Source organism: Gemmatirosa kalamazoonensis (assembly GCF_000522985.1).
GTDB lineage: Bacteria > Gemmatimonadota > Gemmatimonadetes > Gemmatimonadales > Gemmatimonadaceae > Gemmatirosa > Gemmatirosa kalamazoonensis.
Window position 1 is genome coordinate 1,319,368 of the sequence record NZ_CP007128.1, and the last position, 26,283, is coordinate 1,345,650.

The window sequence follows — 26,283 nt, forward strand, 5'->3', positions numbered from 1 at the left end:
CCGTAAGCGCACGGCGGGCGGGACGTTTCACGTGAAACGCTCCGCCCGCCGCTTTTCCATGGTAGAGCCCGATGCGTTCGAAACGTTCCACGTGAAACATTCGGGCCCACACGGCCGGTCGCGGCGCCACTATCTTCCATCGCGCCGAGCGCCAATGGGCCCAGATCTCCGAAACACTGCCGTGGAACGCCGTACCATCCCGACCGGACCTCTCGCGTGACTCGCGTCCTCGCCATCGCCAATCAGAAAGGGGGCGTCGGGAAGACGACGTCAGCCGTCAATCTCGCGGCGAGCCTCGCCGTGGCGGAGCAGCGCACCCTCCTCGTCGACGCCGACCCTCAGGGGAACGCGACGAGTGGCATCGGAATCGCCCGCGACGACGTCGGCACCACGCTGTACGACGTGCTCCTCGGCGAGACGTCGCTCGACGACGCGATGCACCGTGGGGTGCAGTTCCGGCACCTGGATGTGGTCCCGGCGACCCCTGACCTGGCCGGCGCCGAGGTGGAGCTCGTGGATCGTGAGCGCCGGGTGGAGGCCATGCGCGATGCGATCGGCACCGTGCGCGACCGATACGACTACGTGCTGATCGACTGTCCGCCGTCGCTCGGCCTGATCACGGTGAACATGCTCGCCGCGGCCGACGCGCTGCTCATCCCGCTCCAGTGCGAGTACTACGCGTTGGAGGGGCTCTCCCAGCTGCTGAACACCGTGCACCTCGTGCAGCAGGGGGTGAACCCGCGGCTCGGGATCGCCGGCGTGCTGCTCACCATGTACGACGCGCGGCTCAACCTCTCGCGTCAGGTCGCGGCCGACGCGCGCGAGTACTTCGGCGCGAAGGTGTTCGGCACCATCGTGCCGAGGAACGTGCGGCTCGCGGAGGCGCCGAGCTTCGGGAAGCCGATCATCCTGTACGACGTGGCGTCGGTCGGCGCGCAGGCGTACATGGCCGTCGCCCGCGAGCTCATGGAGCGCACGCGCCAGGAGGCCGCCGAGCCGGCCGGAGCGGCCGCGTCGTGAGCACCGTGTCGAGACCGTTCGCCCGCTCGGGATTCCTGATCGCAATGCTCGCCGGCGCGGCCCTCGGGACCGTCGTCGCTCGCGGTGCCGAATCGGCGGTCGGCGGAGCAGACCCGGAGTTCGTTGGGGTACTCGGTGCCGCGTTCGGGGGGATACTCGGTCGGTCGATCTGGATGCGCGTTCGTCGAGCGCGCGAGGATCACCGTCCGATCGCGCCACCGATCCTGCTGCTCGTTGCCCGCGTGGCGCTCTGCGTCGTCTGCGCGCTCGCGCTGCTCGGGCCCGCCGAGAGCGGTCCGTTCGGCCGAATGGCGTTCGGAGGTCGCGCGACTGTCGCGGTGGTGGCGCTGATTGCATTCACGGCGCTCGGTGTGGTCGAGTACCGCTGGCTGAGCGCGACCCGGAGGACCAGCCATGTCGACTGACAAGCCGCGGCGGCTGGGACGCGGGCTCGAGGCACTCCTCGCCACCAAACGCGGAGGGGAGGAGCCAAAGGCGGTCGAAGCGCCGAGCGCGCTGCGGACGGTGCCGATCGGGCAGATCCGGCCGAATCCATATCAGCCGCGGCAGGAGTTCCGACCCGAGGAGCTGGCGGACCTCGAGTCGAGCCTGCGCGCGAACGGGCTGCTGCAGCCGATCACCGTGCGTCCGACGGGCGGCGGCGGCTACGAGCTGATCGCCGGCGAGCGCCGCTACCGCGCCGCGACCCGTCTCGGCTGGACGGAGATCCCCGCGATCGTGAAAGAGATCGACGACCAGACGCTGCTGACCCTGGCGCTCGTCGAGAACCTGCAGCGCGCCGACCTGAACCCGATCGAGGAAGCGGAGGGCTACCAGCGGCTGATCGCCGAGTTCGGACTGACGCAGCAGCAGGTGGCGGAGGTCGTCGGCAAGGACCGCACGACGATCACCAACATGCTCCGGCTGCTCGGCCTCCCGGCCAGCGTCCGGCGCATGGTGCAGGAAGGGAAGCTCACCCACGGCCACGCCCGCGCGCTCCTCGGGCTGTCGAACGAGCGCGCGATGACCGACCTCGCCCGCGACGCGGCGACGAACGGCCTCTCGGTGCGGGACGTGGAGCGGCGCGTGCGCGAATCGTCGGAGCGCAGCGTGCGGCCGGAACGAGCGCGCCGCGCCGACGGCGGCGGCGAGCCGGCGGAGTCGCCGTTCCGGACGGCGGAAGTGCGGCGCATCGAGGACCACCTGCGTCGGCAGCTGCAGACCGACGTGAAGGTGGAGCTCAGCGACCGCGATCGCGGCGAGATCCGGCTCGCGTTCTACAACGCCGACGACTTCGACCGGCTGCTGGACACCCTCGGCATCCGGTTGGACTGACCGGCCGAGAAGTTTTCCACATCACTCAAGACTATACTTGGCAAGCGCTTACGTGGATTTCCCCAGAGTCTCGCGCCGGTTCTCCACAGTTGTCCACATGGCGGTGTGGGCGAGTGTCGCGGCGTGCGGTCGCGGGGAGCGGTCTTCGAGCGGCGGGACGGCGGCGGCGGACAGCGGCAGCTCGGCGTTCCGGGTCGCGCTGCTGACGCCCGGGCCGATCACCGACCAGTCGTGGAACGCGGGGGCGTACAATGGGCTGAAAGCGATCCGCGACTCGCTCGGCGCGCGGATCAGCCACATCCAGACGAAGACGCCGGCGGAGTTCGAGGAGAACTTCCGGCAGTACGGGGCGCAGGGCTACCAGCTCGTCATCGGCCACGGCTTCGAGTTCCAGGAGGCCGCGCTGCGTGTGGCGCCGTCGTACCCGAAGACGGTGTACGTGACGACGTCGGGGAACTCGACGGCCGCGAACGTGGCCGGGCTGACGTTCGGGTTCGAGGACGCGAGCTATCTCGCCGGGCTCGTGGCCGGCGCGATGACGAAGTCGAACACGATCGGCATGATCGGCGGCACCGAGCTCCCGCCGGTGAAGGCCAGCTTCGCGGCGTTCACGGCGGCGGCGAAGACGGTGAACCCGAAGGTCGCGGTGCTGTCGTCGTTCATCGGCAACTGGGACGACGTGAGCGCGGGGAAGGAGCAGGCGCTCGCGCAGATCGGGCGCGGCGCGGACGTGATCTTTCAGAACGCGGACGCCGCGGGGCTCGGAGTGTTCCAGGCGGCGAAGGAGCGCGCCGGCGGGGGCGTCTACGTCGTCGGGTCGAACTCGAACCAGAACGCGGTGGCGCCCGACGTCACGTTAGGCAGCGTGGTGATCGACCTGCCGCACGCGCTGCTGCTCGTGGCGCGGGAGGTGAAGGACGGCTCGTTCCGCCCACGCGTCATCACGTTAGGCATGCGCGAGGACGTCGTGACGTGGGTGCCGAACCCCACCCTCGCGTCGCGCGTGCCCGCGGCGGTGCAGGCGAGAGTCGACTCCGTGCGCCGCCTCATGATGTCGGGCGCGTTCAGCGCGGAGGGCAAGTGAGTCCGGTCGACGCCTCGCTGCGAGACGTCGTGGACGCGCTCGACGCGGAGCTGCGCACGCGCGACGTGCCGGACTACGGCGGCGCGGTGAACGGCCTGCAGCTCGCGAACGCGGGCGTCGTGCGCCGAGTGGCGACGGCGGTGGACTTCTCTCGCGCGGCGGCCGAGGGCGCGGCGGCGGCGGGCGCGGATCTGCTCGTCGTGCACCACGGGATGTTCTGGGGCGGCGCGCAGCCGATCGTGGGGCCGGCGTACGAGCGGCTCCGCACCCTGCTCGCGCGGGACGTCGCGGTATACGCGTCGCACCTGCCGCTCGACATGCATCCCACACTCGGCAACAACGCGCTGCTCGCGCGGGAGCTCGGCCTCGTGCCCGACGGCGGGTTCGCGCGGTACAAGACGATCGACGTCGGCGTGAGTGGGGAGGCGGACATGGAGACGGCGGAGATCGCGGCACGAGCGTCGGCGTTCGCGGCCCGGTGGGGCGGCGCGCTGCGCCACACGCCGATCGCGCCGGGGCGCAGGACCCGGCGATGGGGGATCTGCACCGGCGCCGGCGCGTCGAGCGACACGCTACGCGAGGCCGGCGAGCGCGGGCTCGACACGCTCGTCGTCGGCGAGGGGCCGCACCACACCGCGGTGGACGCGGCGGAGCGCGACGTGACGGTGATCTACGCGGGGCACTACGCGACGGAGACGCTCGGCGTGCGCGCGGTCGGTGCGTGGCTCGAGTCGCGGTTCGGGCTCCCGTGGACGTTCGTCGGCGAGCCCACGGGACTGTGAGCGTGCGCCGCGGCTCGCTCGCGTTAGGCGCCGCGCTGGCACTGCTGCCCGGCGCGCTGAGCGCGCAGAGTGGCGTGCCGTCGATCGGCGCGGGCCGCGTGGCGGCGCAGGTGGCCGCCGGGACGGTCGCGCTGCCGGTGGGCTACGTGGGCGGAGGGCTCGCCACGCGGCAGGTCGCGCGCTGGCTCGGCGCGTCCGACGACGCCGCGTCGCGCGCGGCGGACGTGGGGGCATACGTGGGAACGGCGTTAGGCACGGCGGGCGCCGTGAGCCTCGTCGGCGCGCGCGGGCCGGGCGTCGGCTCGTACCCGGCCGCCGTGGGTGGCGCGGTGCTCGGCGGCGCGGCGAGCATGCTCGTGGCGCGGGCCGTGCGACGCCCGAACGACGCGCCGGCCAAGGCGTGTCACGTCGGCTGCGTGCTGGCGAGCGCGCTGATCGTCGCGCTGCCCAGCGTCGGCGCGACGGCCGCGTACGACGCGAGCCGGCGCGCGAAACGTTAGGCAGCACTGGAGGTGGCGACGTGAGTCGGTCGTGGCGACGCGCGGGCACCGCGCTGGCGTTCGCGTTAGGCGCTCCGGCGTGGGCGCGCGCCCAGGACACGACGACCGCGGTCGCGGCGACCGCGGTCGCCGCGACGGACTGCGTGCGACTGCGCGTGGCGACGCGCGACACGCGCGGGCGGGCCATCCAGTGCGAGGCCCGCGTGTCGGCGTGGCAGGCGGACACGCTGGTGCTCGCGAACACGAGCCGGTGGGCCGGGTGCCCGTCGCTCGTGTATCCGCCGGGCAGCGTGACGTCGCTCGAGGTGGCGCACGGGTCGCGCGGCTCGCGCGCCGTACACACCGTCGTCGGCCTGCTCGTCGGCGCCGCGGCGGGGGGCACGGTCGGACGGCTGTTCGCGGGCGCGGCCACCGACTGCGTCAATTCGTCGTGCGACGACGGCGGGCTCGCGGAGTTCGTCTTCACGTTCGCCGGCATCGCGCTGGGCGGCGGGATAGGCGGCGTCGCCGGCCTGGTGCTGCCCGCGGGACCGAGGTGGGTGACGGTGCCGACGGGCGGACCGGTGCGGGTGGCCGGGCTTCAGCTGCAGCCGGCGCTCCGCGTGCGCACCGGCGGCCAGTAGCGCGACGGTCGTGCGACCGATGATGTAAGGTTCGCGCGACGGGAGGTGTTTGGGGCACGACATCCCTGGACGCGTTCATGCTTCCTCCGTCGCCGGCCGCTCCGATCGTGCTCGACCTGACCACACGTGCGCGGACCGGGGACCCGGACGCGCTCGGAGAGCTCTACGCGCGACACGCGCGCGCCCTGCTCGCGCTCGCGCGCCGGCTGCTCGGCTCCACGGCGGACGCCGAGGACGTGGTGCACGACGTCTTCCTCGGCCTCCCCGAGGCGCTGCGCCGCTACGAGGAGCGCGGCAGTCTGGAGTCGTGGCTCAAGCGCGTGACCGCGCGGATGGCGCTGAACCGGCTGCGGTCGCGCCGCCGAGCGCGCGAGGTGACGCTGACGCCCCCGCCGTCCGTGCATGACGCGACCGGCGCGCTCGACACGCTCGACGCGATCGACGCGCTGGCGCTGCAGGGCGCGATCGACGCGCTGCCGGACGCGCTGCGCGCGGTGCTCGTGCTGAAGGAGATCGAGGGCTACTCGCACGCCGAGGTCGCGGCGCTGCTCGACATCACGCGCGGCGCGTCGGAGGTGCGGCTGCACCGCGCCGTGGCGGCGCTGCGCCAAGCGCTCGGCGCCGGAACCCCGTGAGGCTCGCCATGCTGGCCACGCTTCGTTCGATCGTCACCCGACACCCGAGCCCGCGCGCGCTCGAGCGATACGCCGAGCCGGATCCGAGCGAGGCGATGGAGGACGCGCGGGCCCACCGCGCCCACGTCGCCGCGCATCTGGTGCGGTGTGCCGAGTGCCGCGCGACGGTCGCGTTCCGGCGTGGGCTGCGCGACGCGCTGCGCCGGCTGCCGGAGCCCGAGCCGTCTCCCGAGCTGCTCGCGCGCGTGCTCGCCGACCGCGCGCGGGGCGACCGCGCGATCCTGCCGAACGCGTGGCCGGAGCCGCGCCGGCGTGGGATGCCCCGCGCCGCGGTCCTCGCCGCGGCCGCCGCGGCCGCCGTCGCCGTGACGTGGTGGCCGACGCACCGGCGCGCCGAGCACCGCGATGCGGACCAGTGGCTCGGCGCGGGCAGCGGCGGGATGTTCGTCGGCGTCGCGGACGCGCAGGTGCGGCCGCCGCGCGTGGCGCTCCCGCCGGCGACGCCGACCCATGCGGTGCGGCTCCGTCCGCGCACGCTCGTCTTCGCGATCGACTGGATGGAGCTGAGCGGCCGCCGCACGACCGGGCGCGCGGTGCTGCGCGTGGACACCGCGCGCGTAGCCGGTGTGCCGGCGTGGCGCGCGGTGTGGCGGCACGAGGAGTTCGCGGACGATCCGGACGGCCCGCCGACGAAGGTGGAGACGGACACGGCGTGGGCGGCGCGCGACGACCTGCGCCCGCTCGCGCGCGTGGAGCGGTTGGCGCCGTACAATGCGAACTACCCGAAGCTCGGCATGACGCAGCGGTTCGTCGGCGACAGCCTGCTAGGGCGGATGGACGGCGAGGACAACGACGGGCGCCGGGTGAGCCGCCCGATCGCGCGACGGCTGCCCGACGACGCGCGGCCGGTGCTGACCGATCCGTTCACACCGGTGTTCCTCGGCGCGGTGGAGCTGTCGCGCGGGTGGACGGGACGCGTGACGTCGACCGGGTGGGCGGTGCGCGCCGACGACGTGCTGTATCCGATCGAGCTGCGCGTGGTGGCCGAGGAGCGCGTCACGGTCCCCGCCGGCACGTTCGACTGCTGGCGACTGGTGGTCACGACGGGCAACCGCCTGATCGACTACTGGGTGCGGAAGCGCGACGGCGTCGGCGTGCGGTCGCGGGACGTGACGCCGCGGTCGCAGCGCGGCGTGCGCGGCGTGCGGGAGATGGTGCTCGTGCGCGAGTGATATCTTCCCGGCACCTTCATCACCGGGAACCGAGCATGCCCGAGCCGTCGTTCGAGCTGTGGATCGAGGCCGAGGAGTGGCCCGAGGGAGAGTGGGAGCCGTCGGACGCGGTGACGGACGTCGTCGTCACGTTAGGCGACGGCAGTCGGTGGATCGCGACGTTCTGCGCGTTCGCGCACGTGGAGTCGCTGCGCCGCAACTGCGCCGAGTCGGGGGAGAACCTCGGCGGGCGGTACCTGTGGGCATCGGACCTCGTGCTCGCCGACGACACGTCGCGCGCGACGATCGCCGCCGTCGTCGCCGACATCGTGGCGGCGGGGGATCTGCCGAGCGCGTTCTCCGAGCTCGTGGACGGGAACGGCGCATCCGGCGACATGCCTAACGGCGGGTGACCTCGGCGACGGGCCGCACGGCGCTCGAGCTGCGCGGCGTGACGAAGCGGTTCGGCACGGCGACGGCGCTCGACGGCGCGTCGCTCGTCGTGCGTGCGGGCACGCTGCACGCCGTGCTCGGCGAGAACGGCGCCGGCAAGACGACGCTCATGCGCGTCGCGTTCGGGATGCTGCGTCCGGACGCGGGGGAGATCCTCGTCGAGGGCACGCCGCGCCGCCTCACGTCGCCCGCCGACGCGATCGCGGCCGGCGTCGGCATGGTGCATCAGCACTTCACGATCGTGCCCGCGATGACGGTGGCCGAGAACGTCGCACTCGGCGGGCGCGGGCGATACGACGCGGCCGCCGCGGCGGCCCGCGTGCGCGCGGTGGCGGAACGCACGGGGCTCGCGCTCGATCCCGCGGCGGTCGCCGGATCGTTAGGCGTGGCGGCGCAGCAGCGGCTGGAGATCGTGAAGGCGCTCGCCCGCGACGCGCGCACCCTGATCCTCGACGAGCCGACGGCGGTGCTCACGCCCGCCGAGTCGCGCGAGCTGCTCGGCTGGCTGCGCACGTTCGTGGACGACGGCCACACGGTGGTGCTCGTGACGCACCGTCTGCGCGACGCGCTCGCGTTCGCGGACGACGTGACGGTGCTGCGCCGCGGCCGCACGGCCGGCGCGTTAGGCACCGCCGACGCCACGGAAGCGCGCCTGGCCGAGCTCGTGCTCGGCGAGCCCCCGCCGCCGCCCGCGCCGCGCGGCGCGGCGGCGCCCGGCGCGGTGGTGGCGCGCGCGGTGGGGCTCCGGGTGGTGGACGCGCGCGGCGTGGAGCGGGTTCGCGGCGCGACGCTCGAGGTGCGCGCCGGCGAGATCCTCGGCCTCGCGGCGGTGGAGGGGGCGGGGCAGCACGAGCTACTGCGCGCACTCGCCGGGCGGACCGCTGCCTCGGCGGGGACGCTGGAGCGTCCGGAGCGAGCCGGCTTCATCCCCGAGGACCGGCATCGTGACGCGTTGCTGCTCGACGCGTCGCTCACGGAGAACGTGGCGCTGCACGGCGCCGGCGCGCGACGCGGCCTGGTGCCGTGGCGCGCGCTCGGCCGGCGTACGGCCGATCTGCTGGCCCGGTTCGACGTCCGCGCGCCCGGCCCCCGGGCGTCGGCGCGCTCACTGTCGGGCGGCAATCAGCAGAAGCTCGTCGTGGCGCGCGAGCTCGCCGCGGACGCGACGCCGCCGCCGCTGCTCGTGGCCGAGAACCCCACGCGAGGGCTCGACGTGCGGGCGACGGCGGCGGTGCACGAGCGGCTCCGCGCGGCGCGCGATGCGGGCGCGGCCGTGGTGGTTCACTCGACGGATCTGGACGAGGTGCTCGCGCTGGCCGATCGTGTCGTGGCGATGTACGGTGGCCGCGTGACCGACGTGCCCGCGGATCGTGAGGCGGTAGGCCGCGCGATGCTGGGACTCGACGCCGATCCGCAACTCGACCGAGCGGACCGGGTATAGCCCCGTACGAAACCCGCGACGCGCGGGAAGAGTCGAACGCAGGTGACGAGGCGCACCGTGGAGCAGGCTGGCGACACGATGGGACGGCGCACGACCGGGCGGCGGGTGCGGAAGCTCCCGCGCGCGGTCGCGCGATGGCTGTCGGCGCACCGTCCGCTCATCGGCGCCGGGATGGCGATCCTGCTCGGCGGGCTCGCCGCGACGGCGGGCTACTCCCGCGACCGGCGCGGCGGGGTGGCGGCGAACGACCGGAGCGCGATGGCGCGGGCCACCGCCGCCGCGGACTCGCTCGAGCGGCTGGCCTGGCTCGACGAGCTGTCCCACACCACTACGCCGTCGCTCGATGATGACGGGGTACTGGCGCTCGGCTACCTCGCACGGGCGGCGCTCGGCACGGGCAGCCCATTCCGGCTCGCGGAGTTCGCGCTGCGCGACCCGCGGCTCCCGGCGGCGCTCGGCCGCACGGTGGCGTGGGCGGTGCTCGCGCGCACGGCCCAGGACAGCGGGCTGGTCTACGCGACCGACGCGACGGCGTTCCGGGCAGCGACGGGGATCGGGCCGATTCCGGTGTCGCGCCACCGCGCACTCATCGACAGCGTGGTGTTCGGCGAGGACGACGCGCGGACGGGCGAGGCCGCGGTGCGGATCGGCTACTCGCTGGCCGTGGCGGAGGGCACGCTCTCGGGATCGGCGGCGACCGTGGCGACGCGCGTGGCGGCGCAGGTGCGCGACCGGCGGCTGGCGCGCGAGGACGCGCTCCGCCTGCTCCGCGCTTCCGCGGCCGACCACGAGGACACGCCCGACGCGCTCGCTCTCCTCGTGCGGTGGCGGGCCGATCGGCGGTTCGCGGTCGAGGCGCCGCTGCTGAGCGCCGCGCTGCGTCCGGACGAAGCGGCCGCGGTGCGCGCCGGCGTCGCGCTGCGCGACGAGCTGCGCCGAGAGACCGACGCCGCCGAGCGCGTCGTCCCCGACTCCAGTGGCGTTGGACGCGAGTCGACGACGATCGCGGAGTCGGCACCCACGCTCCTGCCGCCGCGCACCGCGCGCCGGCTCGCGGAGCTGCCGAGCGTACGTGGCGGTCCGCCGGAGGCGCCGGTGGCGGTGGCCGCGGCGGCGTATCGGCGGCAGCTCGAGCGCGACGCGACTCGCCGCGTGGCGGACGGCGACTCGGTGGCGGCGCGGGGGGCCGCGCTGGCGGGGGTGCGGCGGCGGTTCGCGGATCGCGTGCGCTCGGAGGAGACGCTGGTGGCCGAGCTCGGGCTCGCCGCCCAGACGCCGGTGGGCACGCCCCCCGACGTCGCCGGGGTCGCGCTGGCCGCCGCAGTGTCGATGCGCCCGTTCGCCCAGGACACGCTGCTTCCGATCGCCGATCCGCGCGGGACGAACGCGGCGACGGCGACGCCGGAGGCGCTCGTGGCGCGGTTCGGGCTGCGCACGGTGACGTTCGACGCGTCGGTGCCGGCGGCGTGGCGGCCGTATCATCTCGCCCAGCTCGCGGCGGCGCTCGAGGACCTGCGCACAGTTCTGCCGTGGGCGGAGTTCGACGGGCTGGCGGTGCGGGTGGGCGAGAGCGCGAAGCGGGACAGCGCGCTCGCGCTCCACGACCCGTCGTCGCGCACGCTGTACCTGCCGGCGGCGAGCGGCGCGGGAACGATCGCGCACGAGCTCGCGCACGACCTCGACTGGCAGACGGCGCGAACGCGACTCGCGGTGCGTGGCACGTACAGCACCGACCGGCTGGTGCGCACCCAGGGCAATGGCGGCACCCTGGCGGTGGCGGTGCGCGGGCTCACGGCAGCGCGCCCGCGCAACGCGCCGGCGGGGAGCGGCGGAAGCCCGGAGCGCCCGGCGGAGCTGTTCGCCCGCGGCGTGGACTGGTACGTGGCGACGGCGCTCGCCGCGGCGGGCCGCTCGAACGGCGCCCTGTCGGCGGTGCAGGACGAGGCGCTGGCGGGGTACGCCGGCGTGGTGCCGCCGGAGGCGGGCGACGGCGTGGCCGACGCGCTCGTGCGGCTGCTCGGCGACATGACGGTCGTGCCGCCGGTGTCGCGCGACCGGTTCCTCGCGCGCTGGGGAATGACGGGCGCGCCGTCGGCGCTGTCGCTCGTGCGCTCGACCTGGAGCACGATGCCGTGGTGGGGGACGGAGCGCGCGATCCGCTCGTTCGGGCTCACGATGCCGCTGTCGTGCGTGACGGAGCCGGCCGCGAAGGCGACGGCGGGGACGTGGCGGTCGGCGCTGCTGGGCGCGGCGGCGGAGTCGCGCGCCCGCGGGATGCTGCGCTCGCGCGGCCGCCAGTGGGCGGCGCCGGCGCGGTGGTCGTGGGAGGCGCGCTCCACGCTCGGCGGTCCGTGGAACCCCGCGCTCGGCGACAGCGCGGTGGCACGGACGCGCGACGCGCTGCTGCGAGCGATCGTGTGGGACGACGCGGCCCGTCACCCGCTGGTGGACGGCGACGTCGCCGTGCTCGGCGACGAAGCGCTCCGCGCGTGCCGGTGATCCCACGCTCCGACGACTAGCTTACTCGCCCCGTGCCGCCCACCACGCCGCCCACTTCCGCGCCCACGCCGCGCGGCCGGTCCCGCCGCCGGCTGCTGCTGACGCTGGGCGCGATCAGCGTCGGCTGGAAGGTGCTGGTGCTGACGCTCGGCGCGGCGGTGCCGCGGTGGATCATCGACGACGGCGTGGGCGCGCTGCCGAGCGACCTGCGGCCGTACGCGCGCAACGCGAAGGTGAGCGCGTCGCGGCTGTGGAACGGCCCGATCGAGCGGCACGGCGTGGTGCGCACGCTGCGCGTGGTGAGCGTGCGCCGCGTGCCCGACTCGCATCCGACGAGCGCCGCGGCGCGCCGGTGCGGCGGGCTGGAGGCGCGGGTGCGGGCGTACACGTACTTCGGCGTGCCGTACTCGGAGGCGCGGCTGGTGTGCGACAGCGGCGTGGTGGAGTACCGCGTGTTCCGCTCGCGCGGCGCGGGCGCGGGCGCCGGCGCGGCCTCGGTGGCGCCGGCGGTGGATCTGCGCGGGAGCGACTGACGCCGACGCGCGACGCGGTGCTCGACCCCGCGCCTGCCAGGGCGCCCGACGCCATGTCCAACGCGCTCCGGCGCGCGGCGTTCGCTCTCGCGGCCGCGCTCACCGCGGCGGGCGTGCTCGCTCTCCTGCTGGCCGCCGGCGGCTACGACGCGCGCGCCGCGTTCGACGCGCTGTGGCGTGGCTCGTTAGGCACGTCGTACGCGATCGTCTCGGCGACGCTCGTGCGCGCGACGCCGCTCGTGCTGTCGGGACTCGCGGTCGCGGTCGCGTTCGGGGCCGGCGTGTTGAACATCGGCGCCGAGGGGCAGCTGCTGGCCGGCGGGACGGCGGCCGCCGCGGTGGGGGTGCGGTGGGCGGCCTCGTTAGGCGGCCTGGCCGTGCCGACGGAGCTGCTCGCGGGCGCGGCGGCCGGCGCGGCGTGGGCGGGGATCGCCGCCGTGCTGCGCCGACGCTTCGGCGTGCTCGAGGTGATCAGCACGCTCATGCTGAACTTCGTCGCGCTGAACGCGGTGGGGTGGCTCGTGCGCGGTCCGCTGCAGGAGCCGACGCGCATCTACCCGCAGTCGTCGTCGCTCGCGTCGGGGGCACGGCTGCCGCTGCTCGTGCAGGGGTCGCGACTGCACGTCGGGTTCGCGCTCGCGCTCGCGTGCGCGGTGGCGCTGTGGTGGATGCTGCGCACGACGGCGGCGGGGTTCCGGCTGCGCGCGGTGGGGCTCAACCCGTTCGCCGCGGCGACGAGCGGCGGCGTGCGCGTGGGACGCGTGGAGGCGGGCGCGTTCCTCGTCAGCGGCGCGCTGGCGGGGCTCGCCGGCGCGGTGGAGGTGACGGGGGTGACCTACGCGCTGTACGAGAGCCTGTCGCCGGGCTACGGCTACACGGCGATCGCGGTGGCGCTGCTCGCGCGGCTGCATCCGTTAGGCGTGGTGGGGACCGGGATCCTGTTCGGTGCGCTGGAGGCGGGCGCCGCGGCGATGCAGCGCGACGCGGGTGTGCCGTCGGTGCTCGCGTCGGTGGTGGAGGCGGCGATGATCCTGCTCGCGCTGCTCGCGACGTCGCGGGCCACGGGGCGGAGGGACTGACGCGGTGCCCGACTCGGCCCTCGGCGGCTTCCTCGAGGCGACCGTGCGCACCGCGACGCCGCTCGCGTACGCCGCGTTAGGCGAGGCGGTGGTGGAGCGCGCGGGGCTCATCAACATCGGCGTGGAGGGCGCGATCATCGCCGGGGCGTTGGCGGCGCTCGTCGGCGCCGGCGCGGCGGGGACGCTGGCAGGGTTCGCGGCCGCGGCGCTCGCCGGCGCCGCGATCGCCGCGGTGTTCGCCGTGTTCGCCGTGGCGCGCGGCAGCGACCAGATCATCACCGGCACCGCGGTGACGCTGTTGGGACTCGGCCTGACGGGCGCCCTGTATCGCATGCTGTACGGCGACGTCGGCGCGGCGCTGTCGACGCCGACCACGCCGCCGCGCGCGGTGCCGGGGCTCGCCGCGCTGCCGGTGGTGGGACGCGCGTTGTTCGCGCAGCCGCCCGCGACGTACGCGCTGTACGCGCTCGTGCCCGCGGTGTGGTGGTGGATGTACCGCACGCACGCGGGACTCGCGCTGCGCGCCGTGGGCGAGCGACCGGAGGCGGCGGAGGCGGCGGGGATCCGGGTGCGGCGCGTGCGATTCGGCGCCGTGCTGTTCGGCGGCGCGATGGGCGGCGTGGCCGGCGCGACGCTCGTGCTCGCGCAGGCGGGAACGTTCGCGGAAGGGATGAGCGCGGGGCGCGGCTTCATCGCGGTGGCGATCGTGGTGCTGGGGCGATGGCATCCGTTAGGCGTCGCCGCGGGTGCGCTGCTGTTCGGTGCGGCGAGCGCGCTCCAGTACCTGTTCCAGGCGATGGGCTGGGCGCTGCCGTATCAGCTCTTCCTCGCGCTGCCGTACGCGCTCACGCTCGTGGTGCTCGCGACGGCGGGCGCGCGTCGCGGTGCCGGGGCCGCGCCGGCCGCGCTCGGGCAGATCGCGCGAGAGGGGTGAGAGACGGGCGTCTCGCGCGGAGGCGCGGAGAACGCGGAGAACTGCCCTGGCTGCGTGAGTGAGCCGCAGCGGACGCAGAGGGCCGCAGCGCACACCGATGGGGCGAGGTGGCAGGCGAGTACTCCGGGGATCCAAGTGCGATTGCAAAGATCTCGAGATCCTCTTCATCGCCGTCGGATCCGCAGTCGTACTCGCCCAGCACCCCGAACCTGTGGTTCGATCGAAGAGGACGGTCCTCTGCGGCCCTCTGCGTCCGCCGCGGTTCGATTCCGGTACGTCACACGCGGCATTGCCGAGTGCAGCGGTGCTCGTAGGTTGGGATCACTCATGCCACGGACAGTCCTCTCCTTCACGCGCCGGGCGCGCTTCTCGGTGGGCGCGATCGCGTTCACGATCGCGCACGTCGTGCGCGCGCAGACGGTCGCCGTGACGGGCACGGTGTACGACAGCGTGAGCGGCGCGCCGCTCGCCGGGGCGCTCGTGCAGCTCGCCGCCGAGCGCGATCCGACGCGCGTGCTCAGCGCGGAAGCGGACTCGCTCGGACGCTACCGCATCACGGGCGTGAGCCCGGGACGGTATCTCGCGGGGTTCGTGCATCCCGCGCTCGACCTGCTCGGCCTCGACCCGTCGATGCACGTCGTGGACATCCCGGCGGACACGGCGCGGCGGCTCGACCTCGCGATTCCCGGCGGCACGCGGCTGCGCGCGGCGATCTGCGGGAGCACGGCGCGCGCCGACGACAGCACGGGCGCCATCGTGGGCCAGGTGCGCGACGCGGAGACCGACGCGCCGCTCGACTCGGCGCGCGTCGTCGTGACGTGGCAGGAGCTCGCGCTCGGCGACGGCGCGCGCGTGCATCTCGAGCGGCGTCGCATCCCCGCCGCCGTGCGGCCCGGCGGCTACTACGCGATCTGCGGGGTGCCGGCGGACGACCCGATCGTCGGCGGCGCGGAGGCGCCGGGGCGACGCGCAGGGCTGGTGGAGCTGCGCGTACCGGCGGGGCGCGTGCTGCGTCGCGATTTCCGGCTCGCCGATTCCGCCGCCGCGACGGTCGCCGCGGCGCCTAACGATTCGGCGCCGGATCCGGGCGCCGAGCGGCTGCGCGGGCACGCGACGCTGCGCGGCGTCGTGCGGCGCCCCGATGGCCGTCCGGCGTCGGGCGCGCGGGTGCTGCTGCTCGGCACCGACCGGCGCGCCGATGCGGGCGACGACGGCCGCTTCGTGCTCGAAGGGCTGCCGTCGGGGACATTCTCGGTCGAGGCGCGCGCGTTAGGCTTCGACGCGCGGCGCGTGCCGGTGGAGCTGTCGAGCCGACGCGCGAGCGACGCGGAGATCGTGCTCGGCAGCCGCGTCACGACGCTCGAGACGGTGCGCGTGATGGGCGCGCCCACGCGCTCGTCGCGCGCGCGCGCCTGGCGTTCTTCGAGCGACAGCGGCGGAGCGCCGCGGGGCACTTCCTGTCCGCGGACGACATGGCGAAGTCGGCCCCGGTGGACGCGACCGACGCGCTGCGTCGCATGCCGGGTGTGGAGATCCTGCCGCGCCGTTATGGCGCGATCAACGCCATGAGCGGCTCGAAGCGGCTGTTCATCCACGGCGGCATGGGCGGCACGCTGTGCAAGCCGGACGTCTACATCGACGGGATGCTCGTCATGGACGCCGCCGAGGACCTCGACGCGCTCGTACGCCCGGAGGAGGTGCTCGGCTTCGAGCTGTATCGCAACGGCACCGGCGTGCCGGCGGAGTTCACGACGACCCGCGCGAGAGACTGCGGCGTGCTGCTCGTGTGGACGAAGCGCTGACGCCCGCGGCACGCCGCGTCCTCCTGATCCACGGCGCGCTCGGCGCCGCCGAGCAGCTCGCGCCGCTGGCGGAGCGGTTGGAGGCGCGAGGCGCGCGCGTATCGGTCGTGGAGCTCGAAGGCCACGGGCGCACCGCACCGCGCGACCGGTCATTCGCGATGGCGCACTTCGCGGAGAACGTGATCGACGCGCTCGACGCGCTGGGCACGGGGCCGGGGACGCTGTTCGGCTACAGCATGGGCGGCTACGTGGCGCTGCTCGTCGCCGCGGCATACCCCGACCGCGTGGCGCGCGTCGTGACGTTAGGCACGAAGTTCCGCTGGGACGCGGAGACCGCCGCCCGTGAGGCCCGGCGTCTCGACCCCGCGACGATCCGCGCGAAGGTGCCGCGCTTCGCCGGCGCGCTCGCGGCACGACACGCCGGCGCCGGCGGATGGGAAGCGGTGCTCGCGCGCACCGCGACGCTGCTGACCGCGCTCGGCGACGACGCGCCGCTCACCGACGGCGTGTTGGGCGGGCTGCGCTGCCCGGTGCGCGTGATGGTGGGCGACCGCGACGCGACGGTGACCGTGGAGGAGACGGCGGGCGCGTGGCGCGCGCTGGTGCACGGCGAGCTCGCGGTGCTGCCTGCCACGCCGCATCCGATCGAGCAGGTGGACACGGCCCTGCTCGCGGAGCTGGTGCTCGGGGGGCTTGTCGGTATCTAACCGCAGAGGACGCAGAGGGCCGCGGAGAACATTGATAGGGCGAGGGGATAGACGAGTGCCCTGGGGATCCAAGTGCGATTGAAAAGATCTCGAGATCCTCCTCATCGCCGTTGGATCCCCAGAGTACTCGCCTGTCACCTCGAACCTGTCGAAGAGAACGTCAACTGCGATTGACCACAGAAGACACGGAGGACACGGAGGAGAACCATTTCACTTGTAGGTTTCCTCCGTGTCCTCCGTGTCCTCTGTGGTTCAAATCAAGAAGGGCAGGAAGAGGCAGTCCTCTGCGGCCCTCCGCGTCCTCTGCGGTTCAAAGGTGTTCAAAGGCGTTCAAAGGCGTTCAAAGGCGTTCTCCGAGAAACTCGAACGTGCGCCGCTCCGCGTAGTACTCGACGCGCCACGGCGCGCGGCCGCCGACGAAACCGACGTGGCCACCGTGCGCGGTGAACTCGACGTACAGCGCGGGGTTGTCGGCGGCGGCGGCGCGCACCTCGTCGAGCACCGCGGCGGGGAGGAACGGATCGTCGGCGGCGCTCAGGAGCAGCGTCGGCACGTGCACACCGGCGAGGAAGCCGAGCGCGCTCGATCGCGCGTAGTAGTCGGCGGCGTCGCGGAAGCCGTGCACCGGCGCGGTGACGACGTCGTCGAAGTCCCAGATGGAGCGCGCGCGTCGGAGCGTCGCGTCGTCGGCGAGGTCCGGGAAGCGCTCGCGCTTCGCGACCACCTTGCCGCGCAGCGAGCGGAGGAAGTTGCGCTCGTAGACGCGCGCGAACCCGCGGCCGATGTGCCGGGCGCCGCGCGCGAGGTCGTACGGCACCGACACCGCGATCGCCGCGAACACCGCGCCGGGCACCTCGGGCCCGCGCTCGCCGAGGTACTTCAGTAGCACGTTGCCGCCGAGGGACACGCCGCAGATGCCTAACGGCCGCGCCGGCGTCTCGCGTGCGAGCCGGTCGACGACGAACGCGACGTCCGACGTCTCGCCGGAGTGGTAGAAGCGGCGCGTGCGGTTCATCTCGGGCCCGCACGTACGATGGAGCAGGAGGTCCATCGCCCACCCGCGGCGCCGCGCCTCGCCGAAGAGGCCCTGCGCGTAGTGCGAGCGCTCGCCTCCCTCGAGGCCGTGCAGCAACAGCAGGCGCGGGCGGTCGGGCGCGGCGGCGTCGAGGCGCACGAGGTCCACGAAGTCGCCGTCGGGCGTGTCCCACCGCTCGAGACGCGTCGGCACCGGGCGCGCACGGCGGACGAACTTCCCCCACATCGTCTGCACGTGGGGGTTGCGGGCCCACCACGGGGCGCGGAACGGGTGCGGGGCGTGCGCCATGCCCACAGTATACTGCGCCATGCCCTCGCCCTCGCTCGGCTCATACCTGCTGATACCGCTCGTAGTGACGCTGGCCGAGACGCTCGTCGTGCTCGGCGTGCTGCACGGCGCGGTGGGACGCGCGATGCGCGCGCGCGGCGACGCGACCTGGCGGCTGCGCGATACGGCGCTCGTGAGCCCGCTGCTGCTCGTCGGGCTCTTTCTCTGCTTCGCGTCGCTGAACCACGGGATGCTGCGCTACGCGCTCGACGTGGAGCGCGGGCACGGCGGGGGGACGCATCTCGCCGGCGCCGTCGTCGTCGCGGCGGTGGGGCTGGTGGCGGCGTGGTTCGGCGCGCGGGCGGTGGGCAAGCTGTACTGAGATGAGCGCCGGCCGGTACGCGGTCTGCGCACCGCGCGGAACGTGCGCGCGGTCCGCTGGTATCTCTATGCGCATGCGGCGGCCCCCCCCGCGCCATTCACTCGTCTTCGACCGCTCACGTTGCGGAGGTCGTATGCTGCGTCCATCGCGCTCCCGTCGTCTCGTTCCCGTGCTGGCGCTGTGTGTCGCCGGCGCCTGTGGGCCTCTGCATCGCGGCGGCCCGGAGCCCGCGTACGTGATCTTCACGAACCAGTCGCTCGACCAGGCCGACGTCTACGCCGTGTCGAGCAGCGGCGCGCAGACGCGCATCGGCACGGTGATGCCGGGGCGCACGGACACGCTGCACGTGCGGCAGGGCGCGGTGGGGGGCGACAACCAGGCGAACATCGTGGCGCGGATCCTGGCGCGGTCGCGCACGCCGAGCAGCGGGCTGGTGACGCTCTCGCCGGGGGATCGGGTGCAGGTGACGCTGTCGTCGGACGAGCGGATCCTGTCGGTGCTGCCGGCGCGGGAGCCGTGAGCGGGGAGGTGCCTAACGCGATCGCGATGCGTTAGGCACCCGGCAGGAGGCCGACCGGTGCGGCTCGTCACGGGCGCCCTTGCGGGTTGAACGATCGTTCAACACCTTGGCGCCGTGCCCGACACGCGCGACCGCATCCTCGCCGCCGCCAGAGTCCTTTTCGCCACAAAGGGCTTTGGCTCGACGAGCGTCGCCGACATCCTCCACTCGGCCGACGTCAACGCGGGGAGCCTGTACCACTTCTTCCCCGGCAAGCAGGACGTCCTCCTCGCCGTGCTCGACGCCTACCACGCCGGCATCGGGCCGATGCTGCTGGACCCGGCGTGGACCGGCGTCGACGACCCGATCGACCGCGTCTTCGCGCTCCTCGCGCGCTACCGCGGCGCGCTCGTCGCCACCGACTGCAGCTACGGCTGCCCGATCGGGAGCCTCGCGCTCGAGATCCACGAGCCCGACCCGCCGGTGCGCGAGCGGCTCGCGGCGAACTTCGACGCGTGGGTCGCGGCCGTCGAGCGGTGCTTCGTCGACGCCGGCGATCGGCTTCCCGCGGACGTCGACCGCCGCGCGCTCGCCGTCTTCGCGCTCACGACCATGGAAGGCGGGGTGATGCTCGCCCGCACACACCGCTCGGCGGCGCCGTTCGACGACGCGGTCCGCATGCTCCGCGACCACGTCGCACGACTCGAAGCCGCGGTCTGATCCCCTCCCGCTGCTCCTCCCTCCAGCCCCCACCGCCATGAACACGCGCGCCCTCGCCATCGCCTCCACGGTCGGCACCGTCCTGCAGGTCGCCATGGTCGTCGCCGGACACTCGAGCCCCGCGGTCAAGGCGCTGTTCGCGGTCGGCGGGATGGGCCTCTCGCTCGTCGCCGGCGTGCTGTACGCGCGGCTCGCGCCGGGGGCCACACGCGGCGACGCGGCGGTCGGTGGACTGCTCGCCGGGGCGATCTGCGCGTTCCTCGGCATCCTCGTCTCGCACCTGCTCGGCGACGTGCCGACGTCGCTGCTCGCGCTCGGCACCGTGAGCTCCGCGGTCACCGGCGCGATCGGTGGACTCCTCGGCATGCTCGGGCGGCCGAAGCTCGCGACGGCGCGCTGAACGGCCTCTCACGGGAGGCGCGGAGAACGCGGAGTGGCGCCTCCGCTGTGTGAATGAACCGCAGAGGACGCAGAGGGCCGCAGAGAACACCAACAGCAAATACCTGGGGATGAAAGGATCCCAGGATCCATCAGGATCCTTTCATCCCCAGATCTTTTGCTGTTCGAAGAGGCAGTCCTCTGTGGCCCTCTGCGGTTCGATGGTATTCACCGCGTGGTCCGCGCGAGAGCCGAACGGCACGGCGGTATGCCTCCTGCCGCTCGGCGAAGACGATGATCTCGCAGAGCGCCACGCCCAAGGACACGCCGCTCCCCACGGCGTCGCTGGCCGATACGCTCGGCGTGCTCGCGGACGTGGTGCTGCCGACGCTGGCGAAGGGGGTCATCATCAGGCGGCCGAGGGCCATCGCGATCGCGGAGCGGCTCGACCTCGACCGGCGGGCGGTGCGGCGGCTGCAGCGGCTGCGCGACCGGTACGGCGCCGGGCCGGTGCTGCTGCGGCTGCCGGGGCGCGTGCAGGCGGTGGTGCTCGCGCCGGAGCACGTGCGGCGCGTGCTCGCCGCGACGCCGGAGCCGTTCGCCGCGGCGAGCAGCGAGAAGCGCGCGGCGCTGTCGCACTTCGAGCCGCACGGCGTGCTGATCTCGCACGGCGCCGAGCGCGTCGAGCGGCGGCGGTTCAACGACACCGTGCTGGAGAGCGAGCGGCCGCGCCACGCGCTCGCGGAGGGGTTCGTCGGCGTCGTGCGCGAGGAGATGGGGCGGCTGCTGGAGACCGTCGGGCGCGACGGAACGCTCGACTGGGCGGGCTTCGCGGCCGCCTGGTTCCGCGTCGTGCGCCGAGTGACGCTCGGCGACGGAGCGCGCGACGACGAGGAGCTGACCGACCTGCTGGCGGATCTGCGCGGCGACGCGAACTGGGGGCCGCTGCGGCCGAAGCGGCGCCCGCTGCGCGACCGGTTCCTGGCGCGGCTCGCGGCGCACGTGGCGCGGGCCGAGCCGGGGAGCCTGGCGAGCGTCGCAGCGCGGGTGCCGACACTGCCGGGGACCGACCCGGCGGGGCAGGTGCCGCAGTGGCTGTTCGCGTTCGACGCCGCGGGGATGGCGACGTTCCGCGCGCTGGCGCTGCTCGCGACGCATCCCGCCCACGAGGCGCGGGCCCGCGAGGAGCTCGGTGGCGCGGCGTCGGCGGGCGCGCCAGAGCTGCCGTATCTGCGGGCGTGCGTGCTGGAGTCGGTGCGGCTATGGCCGACGACGCCGATGGTGCTGCGTCAGAGCACGGGCCCGACGACGTGGGAGGGCGGAGCGATGCCGGCGGGGGCCGGGGTGCTGATCTTCACGCCGTTCTTCCATCGGGACGACGCGCGGCTGCCGTTCGCCGACCGGCTCGCGCCCGAGGTCTGGCTCGGCGACGGTCCGGCGCCCGCGGAGTGGCCGCTGATCCCGTTCAGCGGCGGGCCGGGGATCTGTCCGGGGCGTCAAGTGGTGCTGCTGCTGGCGAGCGCGGCCCTCGCGGTGCTGCTGGCGGGTCGCCGACTGGCGGTGCGGCCGCCGGTGCGGCTGAACGCGGGTCGGCCGCTGCCAGCAACGCTGAGCCCGTTTCGGCTGCGGTTCTCGGTCGTCGAATAGCGGCGGGCGGGGGGCGCGAGGGGGCCGGTGTGGCATGATTGCCCCTATTGACAATATCAATCACGTCGGGCAGACTGCCGTTCGCTCGTCGACCCGGGCGGACCCGCGGATTCGCACTTCGTACAGTCATTGTACAAATCGCCGAGCGCTCGCCGCACCACCCGCCGCACGACCCGCCGCACGATCGGAAGTCCACCAGCGCAGCCGACGTGAGCATCGACCCCGGAGCCTCGACCCCGCTCTACCAGCAGGTCGCCGCCGACATCCGCCGGCAGATCGTCTCCGGCGCGATCCCGGTCGGCACCCAGCTCCAGCCCCACCGCGAGCTGGCCGCCACGTACGGCGTCTCGGTCATCACGATCAACAAGGCGCTCTCCGGGCTCGTGGCCGAGGGCGTCCTGCACAGCCGGGTCGGACGGGGGACGTTCGTCGCGGTGCGCCCCGCGCCCACCGATCTCCCGGGGGCCCCCGCGCCGAAGAACGGCACCGCGGGCGCCGGCCGGATGCTCGGCTTCGTGCTTCGCGACCTCAGCTCGCCGTTCTTCTCTCTCGTCGCCCACGCCGCGCAGCAGCGCGCCGACGCCGTCGGCTACGGGCTGCTGCTCGCGTCCAGCTCGAACCGGCTCGACCGCGAGGAGGAGCAGATCCGCCGCCTCCTCGGGCTCGGCGTGCAGGGGCTCATCGTCGTCTCCATGAGCCGCACGTACCGTCTCAGCGACACGCTGCGGTCGCTGCACGACGCCGACTTCCCCTACGTCATGGTGTCGTACACCGAGGGGGAGGACGTGCCGTTCGTCGGCACCGACTACGCGCGCGTCGGGCGGCTCGCCGCCGAGCACCTGTACGCGTTAGGCAGGCGCCGCATCGGGTACATCTGCGACAAGTTCGGCAGCGCGGCGGGCGAGCTGCGCGGCCGCGGCTACCGCGAGGTGCTGCAGGAGCGCGGGCTCTCGGTCGACCCGGCCTTCCAGTACCAGTACCCGCTCGAAGGGGAGTGGAACGACTACGAGTCGGGGTACGCGATCGGCGAGCACGTCGCGCGCCTGACGCGCCGCCCCGACGCGATGTTCGCGTTCAACGACCTCGGCGCGCTCGGCTTCGAGGACGCACTGCTCGACCACGGCGTCCGCGTGCCCGACGACATCGCGCTCGTGGGGCTCGACGACATCGAGCTCGCCGGGCGCGCGCGCGTGCCGCTGACGACGGTGCGTCAGCCCGCGGACCGCATCGGCGCGCTGGCCGTGGACACGCTGCTCGCCCGCCTCGCCGGCCAGCGTCCGCCGGCGCACCAGCTGCTCGACCCGGAGCTCGTCGTGCGCCGCTCGTGCGGCGCGTCGCCGAGCGCCGCGGATCCCAATCCCGACGCGGGGGGCGCGCGCGCCGAAGCCCGGCGCGCGCTCGCCGCTCAGCGACGATCGTGACCCGCCCAACACCGTTAGGCCCCTTGTCTTCCAACCGCACTACCCGTCCTTCCCGGAGAGTCCAGATGAAGTGGGCGAAAGGCCTCGGCTTGGCCGCCTCGCTGTTCATCCCCGTCGCCACGCTCACGCGGCCCGTGGCCGTGTACGGGCAGGGCGCGCAGCAGCCGGCCCAGCCGGCCACGGGGCGCGTCACCGGCACCGTCGTCGACGCCGCGACGGGGACTCCGGTTCCCGGCGTGAACGTCCTCGTCGTCGGCACACAGAACGGCGCGTCGACCGACGCCGCCGGCCGGTTCACGGTGCGTGGGCTGCCCAACAGCGGCACCGTGCAGCTCCGCGCGCAGCGCATCGGCTTCGCGCCGGCGACGCAGACGGTGACGATCGCGAACGGCGCGGCGACGGCGAGCTTCCAGCTCACCGCGCAGGCCGTGCAGCTCAGCGAGGTCGTGAGCATCGGCTACGGCACGCAGAATCGCCGCGACGTGGCCGGCGCCGTCTCGACGGTGACGACCGAGGCGCTCGAGAAGGCGCCGGTGGCGTCGATCGATCAGGTGCTGCAGGGCACCGCGCCCGGCGTGCAGGTGACGACGGCGTCGAACGAGCCCGGTGGGGCGATGACGATCCGCATCCGCGGCATGTCGTCGATCACCGGCAGCGGCGAGCCGCTGTACGTCATCGACGGCTTCCCGATCGAGAACGACATCGAGGGATCGAGCCCGGGCAACGGCGGGCGCACGCGCACCACGCCGCCGAACCCGCTCTCCACGCTCAACCCGAGCGACATCGAGTCGATCTCGATCCTGAAGGACGCGTCGAGCACCGCGATCTACGGCGCGCGCGGCGCGAACGGCGTCGTGATCATCACGACGAAGCAGGGGAAGGGGCTCAAGCCGCAGTTCACGCTCGACTACTACACGGGCGCGTCGACGATCTCGAAGAAGTACGACCTGCTCGACGCGGCCGGCTACATGGACTACGCCAACGCGTTCGGCCAGGCGTCGAGCCAGGCCTTCACGCCGTTCCCCGACTCCGTGAAGACGCGGCTCCTCGCCAGCGGGATCAACACCGACTGGCAGGACCAGATCTTCCGCACGGGCGCGATGCGCAACTTCCAGCTCGGCGTGCGCGGCGCGACGCAGGGGACGAACATCACGCGCTACAACGTCTCGGGCGGCTACTTCGACCAGGACGGCATCGTGCTCGGCTCGGGGCTGCGGCGGCTCTCGTCGCGCCTGAACATCGACCAGGCGATCGGGTCGCGCGTGCAGCTCGGCGGCTCGTTCACGGCGAGCCAGACGCGCAGCAAGGCGACGCCGACGAGCGGTCAGCAGAACGCGAACGCCGGCGCGGTGTCGGGCGCGCTGCAGTACGTGCCGATCCTGCCGGTGTACCGCGCGGACGGGACGTACTCGTACATCAACACCGATCTCAACGCGTACAACGCGCTGCTCGACGCGCCGCAGACGCCGAACCCGGTGTCGCTCGCGCGCGAGGTGAAGGACTCGCTCAGCGACTCGCGGCTGCTCGGCAACCTGTTCGGCCAGGCGAAGCTGCTGAAGGATCTCACGCTGCGCGTGAGCCTCGGCGCCGACTACGCGGACCGCTGGCGCAACACGTACTACCCGCGCACGACGCTGCGCGGCCAGCAGGCGAACGGCGAGGCGCTGCGCGGCACGAGCACGACGTCGTCGTGGGTGAACGAGAACACGCTCACCTACCAGAAGGAGATGGGCGTGCACGACCTCACGGTGCTCGGCGGCTACAGCCGTCAGAAGACCGACGTCGACCGCTCGAACATGTCGAACTCGAACTTCGCGAACGACATCACGAGCTACTTCGACATCGGCGCGGGCACGCGCGAGGGCGGCCCGGGCGTGGGGAGCGCGCACACGACGCAGACGCTCGAGTCGTGGCTGAGCCGCGTGAACTACACGCTGATGGACCGCTACCTGTTCACGTTCACGTACCGCGCGGACGGCTCGAGCCGCTTCGCGGCGAACAAGAAGTGGGGCGGCTTCCCGTCGGCGGCGATCGGCTGGCGCGTGTCGGACGAGCCGTTCATGAAGCACGTGAGCGCGGTGGACGAGCTGAAGCTCCGCGTGTCGTACGGTCTCGCGGGCAACCCGTCGATCCGCCCGTACAACTCGCTCGCGCGCCTGGACAACCAGGGCTACAGCTTCGGCGGCACGCCGACGTCGGGCTACTTCCCGTCGAGCATCGCGAACCCGGACCTCACCTGGGAGACGACGCGGCAGACGGACGTCGGCCTCGACCTCGGGCTGTTCAACCGCGTGTCGGTGACCGCGGACTACTACGCGAAGCGCACGAGCAACCTGCTGCTGTTCATCAACCTGCCGTTCGAGACGGGCTTCGAGCAGGCGCTCGCGAACCGCGGCGTGGTGGACAACAAGGGCTTCGAGCTCGGGCTCGACCTGCACCTCGTCGACGCGGGCAAGAAGAAGGGCGGCTTCGACTGGCGCGCGAACTTCAACTACGCGACGAACAAGAACCGCGTGGTGGACCTCGGCGGCGCGGCGCGCATCGACGCGGATCTCATCACGACGGACTACAACCTGCCGGGCACGTTCATCGAGGTCGGCAAGCCGATCGGCCGGTTCTACGGCTTCAAGAGCCTCGGCGTGATCAAGGACTCGGCGCAGGCGAACACGATCTACTGGAAGAACTTCAACAACGCGAAGTTCCAGCCGGGGAGCATGCTGATCGCGGATCTCGACGGCGACAGCGTGATCACGCTGAACGACCGCACGGACATCGGCGATCCGACGCCGAAGTTCACGCTGGGCCTGACGAACACGTTCGCGTTCCGGGGCTTCCAGCTCACCGGGCTGCTCCAGGGCTCGTACGGCGGCAAGGTGCTGAACGTGAACCGCATCCGCACCGAGAGCTCGCCGCGCGTCAACATCCTCGCCGACCGCTACTACGACGCGTGGACGCCGACGCACACCGACGCGAAGTACCCGAAGATCGGTGAGAACCCGAACCAGGTCGGCACGAACAACTTCACCGACAACCTGCTCGAGGACGGCTCGTTCCTGCGTCTGCGCACGCTGACGCTCTCGTACGGGCTGCCGAGCCGTCTGCTGCGCCGCGGCAACCTGTCGGGCGCGAGCGTCTACGTGACGGGCACGAACCTGTTCACGATCACGGACTACTCGGGCTTCGACCCCGACGTGAGCGGCCAGTCGGTCGGCGCGACGAACCGCGGCATCGACATCGGCGCGTATCCGCTCGCGCGCACGGTGACGTTCGGCCTCACGCTCAACTACTGACCACG

General features: G+C 73.5%; 26 protein-coding genes. 25 read left to right on the top strand and 1 reads right to left on the bottom strand.

Annotated features, from left to right (window positions below):
- Window positions 1–216 precede the first annotated feature (216 nt).
- The 18 genes from J421_RS05815 to J421_RS05900 all read left to right on the top strand — a co-directional run bounded on the left by J421_RS05815 (window position 217) and on the right by J421_RS05900 (window position 16,638).
- Window positions 217–1,020 (top strand): ParA family protein, encoded by an 804-nt coding sequence (locus J421_RS05815; RefSeq protein WP_025410227.1) that lies wholly within the window; start codon window positions 217–219, stop codon window positions 1,018–1,020.
- Complete coding sequence (locus tag J421_RS05820; RefSeq protein ID WP_148306172.1) at window positions 1,017–1,445, top strand: hypothetical protein; 429 nt, start codon at window positions 1,017–1,019, stop codon at window positions 1,443–1,445. Before J421_RS05815 ends, J421_RS05820 begins: the two co-directional genes overlap by 4 nt.
- A complete protein-coding gene (locus J421_RS05825) occupies window positions 1,435–2,355 on the top strand; it encodes a ParB/RepB/Spo0J family partition protein (protein ID WP_025410229.1) in 921 nt (306 codons plus the stop codon). The genes J421_RS05820 and J421_RS05825 overlap by 11 nt, the downstream gene beginning before the upstream one ends.
- A gap of 97 nt (window positions 2,356–2,452) precedes the next feature.
- Window positions 2,453–3,439, top strand: coding sequence for a BMP family lipoprotein (locus tag J421_RS05830; RefSeq protein ID WP_025410230.1), 987 nt, complete (start codon window positions 2,453–2,455; stop codon window positions 3,437–3,439).
- Window positions 3,436–4,221: a Nif3-like dinuclear metal center hexameric protein gene (locus J421_RS05835; protein ID WP_025410231.1), complete on the top strand. Its 786-nt coding sequence runs from the start codon at window positions 3,436–3,438 to the stop codon at window positions 4,219–4,221. Before J421_RS05830 ends, J421_RS05835 begins: the two co-directional genes overlap by 4 nt.
- Window positions 4,218–4,721 (top strand): hypothetical protein, encoded by a 504-nt coding sequence (locus tag J421_RS05840; RefSeq protein WP_025410232.1) that lies wholly within the window; start codon window positions 4,218–4,220, stop codon window positions 4,719–4,721. The genes J421_RS05835 and J421_RS05840 overlap by 4 nt, the downstream gene beginning before the upstream one ends.
- 20 nt (window positions 4,722–4,741) lie before the next feature.
- Window positions 4,742–5,344 carry a hypothetical protein gene (locus tag J421_RS05845; protein WP_025410233.1) on the top strand — a complete coding sequence of 201 codons (603 nt, stop codon included), beginning with the start codon at window positions 4,742–4,744 and terminating at the stop codon, window positions 5,342–5,344.
- Window positions 5,345–5,421: 77 nt separating this feature from the next.
- On the top strand, window positions 5,422–5,979 hold the full coding sequence (locus tag J421_RS05850) for an RNA polymerase sigma factor (protein WP_025410234.1): 558 nt from the start codon (window positions 5,422–5,424) through the stop codon (window positions 5,977–5,979).
- An 8-nt stretch (window positions 5,980–5,987) separates the two neighbouring features.
- A complete protein-coding gene (locus J421_RS05855; RefSeq protein ID WP_025410235.1) occupies window positions 5,988–7,211 on the top strand; it encodes a hypothetical protein in 1,224 nt (407 codons plus the stop codon).
- A 35-nt stretch (window positions 7,212–7,246) separates the two neighbouring features.
- The gene (locus J421_RS32610; RefSeq protein WP_025410236.1) at window positions 7,247–7,603 is read left to right on the top strand and encodes a hypothetical protein; all 357 of its coding nucleotides are present in this window, start codon (window positions 7,247–7,249) and stop codon (window positions 7,601–7,603) included.
- On the top strand, window positions 7,600–9,084 hold the full coding sequence (locus J421_RS05865; RefSeq protein ID WP_025410237.1) for an ABC transporter ATP-binding protein: 1,485 nt from the start codon (window positions 7,600–7,602) through the stop codon (window positions 9,082–9,084). Before J421_RS32610 ends, J421_RS05865 begins: the two co-directional genes overlap by 4 nt.
- A 42-nt stretch (window positions 9,085–9,126) precedes the next feature.
- Window positions 9,127–11,583, top strand: a complete 2,457-nt coding sequence (locus J421_RS05870) for a hypothetical protein (protein ID WP_025410238.1) — start codon at window positions 9,127–9,129, stop codon at window positions 11,581–11,583.
- A gap of 32 nt (window positions 11,584–11,615) precedes the next feature.
- Window positions 11,616–12,116 (top strand): hypothetical protein, encoded by a 501-nt coding sequence (locus J421_RS05875; RefSeq protein ID WP_025410239.1) that lies wholly within the window; start codon window positions 11,616–11,618, stop codon window positions 12,114–12,116.
- Between the two features lie 53 nt (window positions 12,117–12,169).
- Window positions 12,170–13,195, top strand: coding sequence for an ABC transporter permease (locus J421_RS05880; RefSeq protein ID WP_025410240.1), 1,026 nt, complete (start codon window positions 12,170–12,172; stop codon window positions 13,193–13,195).
- A 4-nt stretch (window positions 13,196–13,199) separates the two neighbouring features.
- Window positions 13,200–14,129 (top strand): ABC transporter permease, encoded by a 930-nt coding sequence (locus tag J421_RS05885; protein WP_025410241.1) that lies wholly within the window; start codon window positions 13,200–13,202, stop codon window positions 14,127–14,129.
- 327 nt (window positions 14,130–14,456) lie between these two features.
- Window positions 14,457–15,698, top strand: a complete 1,242-nt coding sequence (locus J421_RS05890) for a carboxypeptidase-like regulatory domain-containing protein (protein ID WP_025410242.1) — start codon at window positions 14,457–14,459, stop codon at window positions 15,696–15,698.
- On the top strand, window positions 15,695–15,931 hold the full coding sequence (locus tag J421_RS05895) for a hypothetical protein (RefSeq protein WP_025410243.1): 237 nt from the start codon (window positions 15,695–15,697) through the stop codon (window positions 15,929–15,931). Before J421_RS05890 ends, J421_RS05895 begins: the two co-directional genes overlap by 4 nt.
- A complete protein-coding gene (locus J421_RS05900) occupies window positions 15,916–16,638 on the top strand; it encodes an alpha/beta fold hydrolase (RefSeq protein WP_025410244.1) in 723 nt (240 codons plus the stop codon). Before J421_RS05895 ends, J421_RS05900 begins: the two co-directional genes overlap by 16 nt.
- A 340-nt stretch (window positions 16,639–16,978) precedes the next feature.
- Here the strand turns inward: J421_RS05900 and J421_RS05905 are convergent, their stop codons facing one another.
- Complete coding sequence (locus J421_RS05905) at window positions 16,979–17,962, bottom strand: YheT family hydrolase (protein WP_025410245.1); 984 nt, start codon at window positions 17,960–17,962, stop codon at window positions 16,979–16,981.
- A gap of 19 nt (window positions 17,963–17,981) precedes the next feature.
- Between J421_RS05905 and J421_RS05910 the strand changes: the two genes are divergently transcribed.
- From J421_RS05910 to J421_RS05940, 7 genes are all read left to right on the top strand, one after another.
- A complete protein-coding gene (locus tag J421_RS05910; protein ID WP_148306173.1) occupies window positions 17,982–18,323 on the top strand; it encodes a hypothetical protein in 342 nt (113 codons plus the stop codon).
- 235 nt (window positions 18,324–18,558) lie between these two features.
- Complete coding sequence (locus J421_RS05915; protein ID WP_148306174.1) at window positions 18,559–18,843, top strand: hypothetical protein; 285 nt, start codon at window positions 18,559–18,561, stop codon at window positions 18,841–18,843.
- 114 nt (window positions 18,844–18,957) lie between these two features.
- A complete protein-coding gene (locus tag J421_RS05920; RefSeq protein WP_025410248.1) occupies window positions 18,958–19,542 on the top strand; it encodes a TetR/AcrR family transcriptional regulator in 585 nt (194 codons plus the stop codon).
- A gap of 37 nt (window positions 19,543–19,579) precedes the next feature.
- Window positions 19,580–19,942 (top strand): hypothetical protein, encoded by a 363-nt coding sequence (locus J421_RS05925; RefSeq protein WP_025410249.1) that lies wholly within the window; start codon window positions 19,580–19,582, stop codon window positions 19,940–19,942.
- A gap of 272 nt (window positions 19,943–20,214) precedes the next feature.
- A complete protein-coding gene (locus tag J421_RS05930) occupies window positions 20,215–21,567 on the top strand; it encodes a cytochrome P450 (RefSeq protein WP_025410250.1) in 1,353 nt (450 codons plus the stop codon).
- 209 nt (window positions 21,568–21,776) lie between these two features.
- The gene (locus J421_RS05935; RefSeq protein WP_025410251.1) at window positions 21,777–22,988 is read left to right on the top strand and encodes a GntR family transcriptional regulator; all 1,212 of its coding nucleotides are present in this window, start codon (window positions 21,777–21,779) and stop codon (window positions 22,986–22,988) included.
- A 65-nt stretch (window positions 22,989–23,053) separates the two neighbouring features.
- Window positions 23,054–26,278, top strand: coding sequence for a SusC/RagA family TonB-linked outer membrane protein (locus J421_RS05940; RefSeq protein WP_025410252.1), 3,225 nt, complete (start codon window positions 23,054–23,056; stop codon window positions 26,276–26,278).
- The last annotated feature ends 5 nt before the right edge of the window (window positions 26,279–26,283 follow it).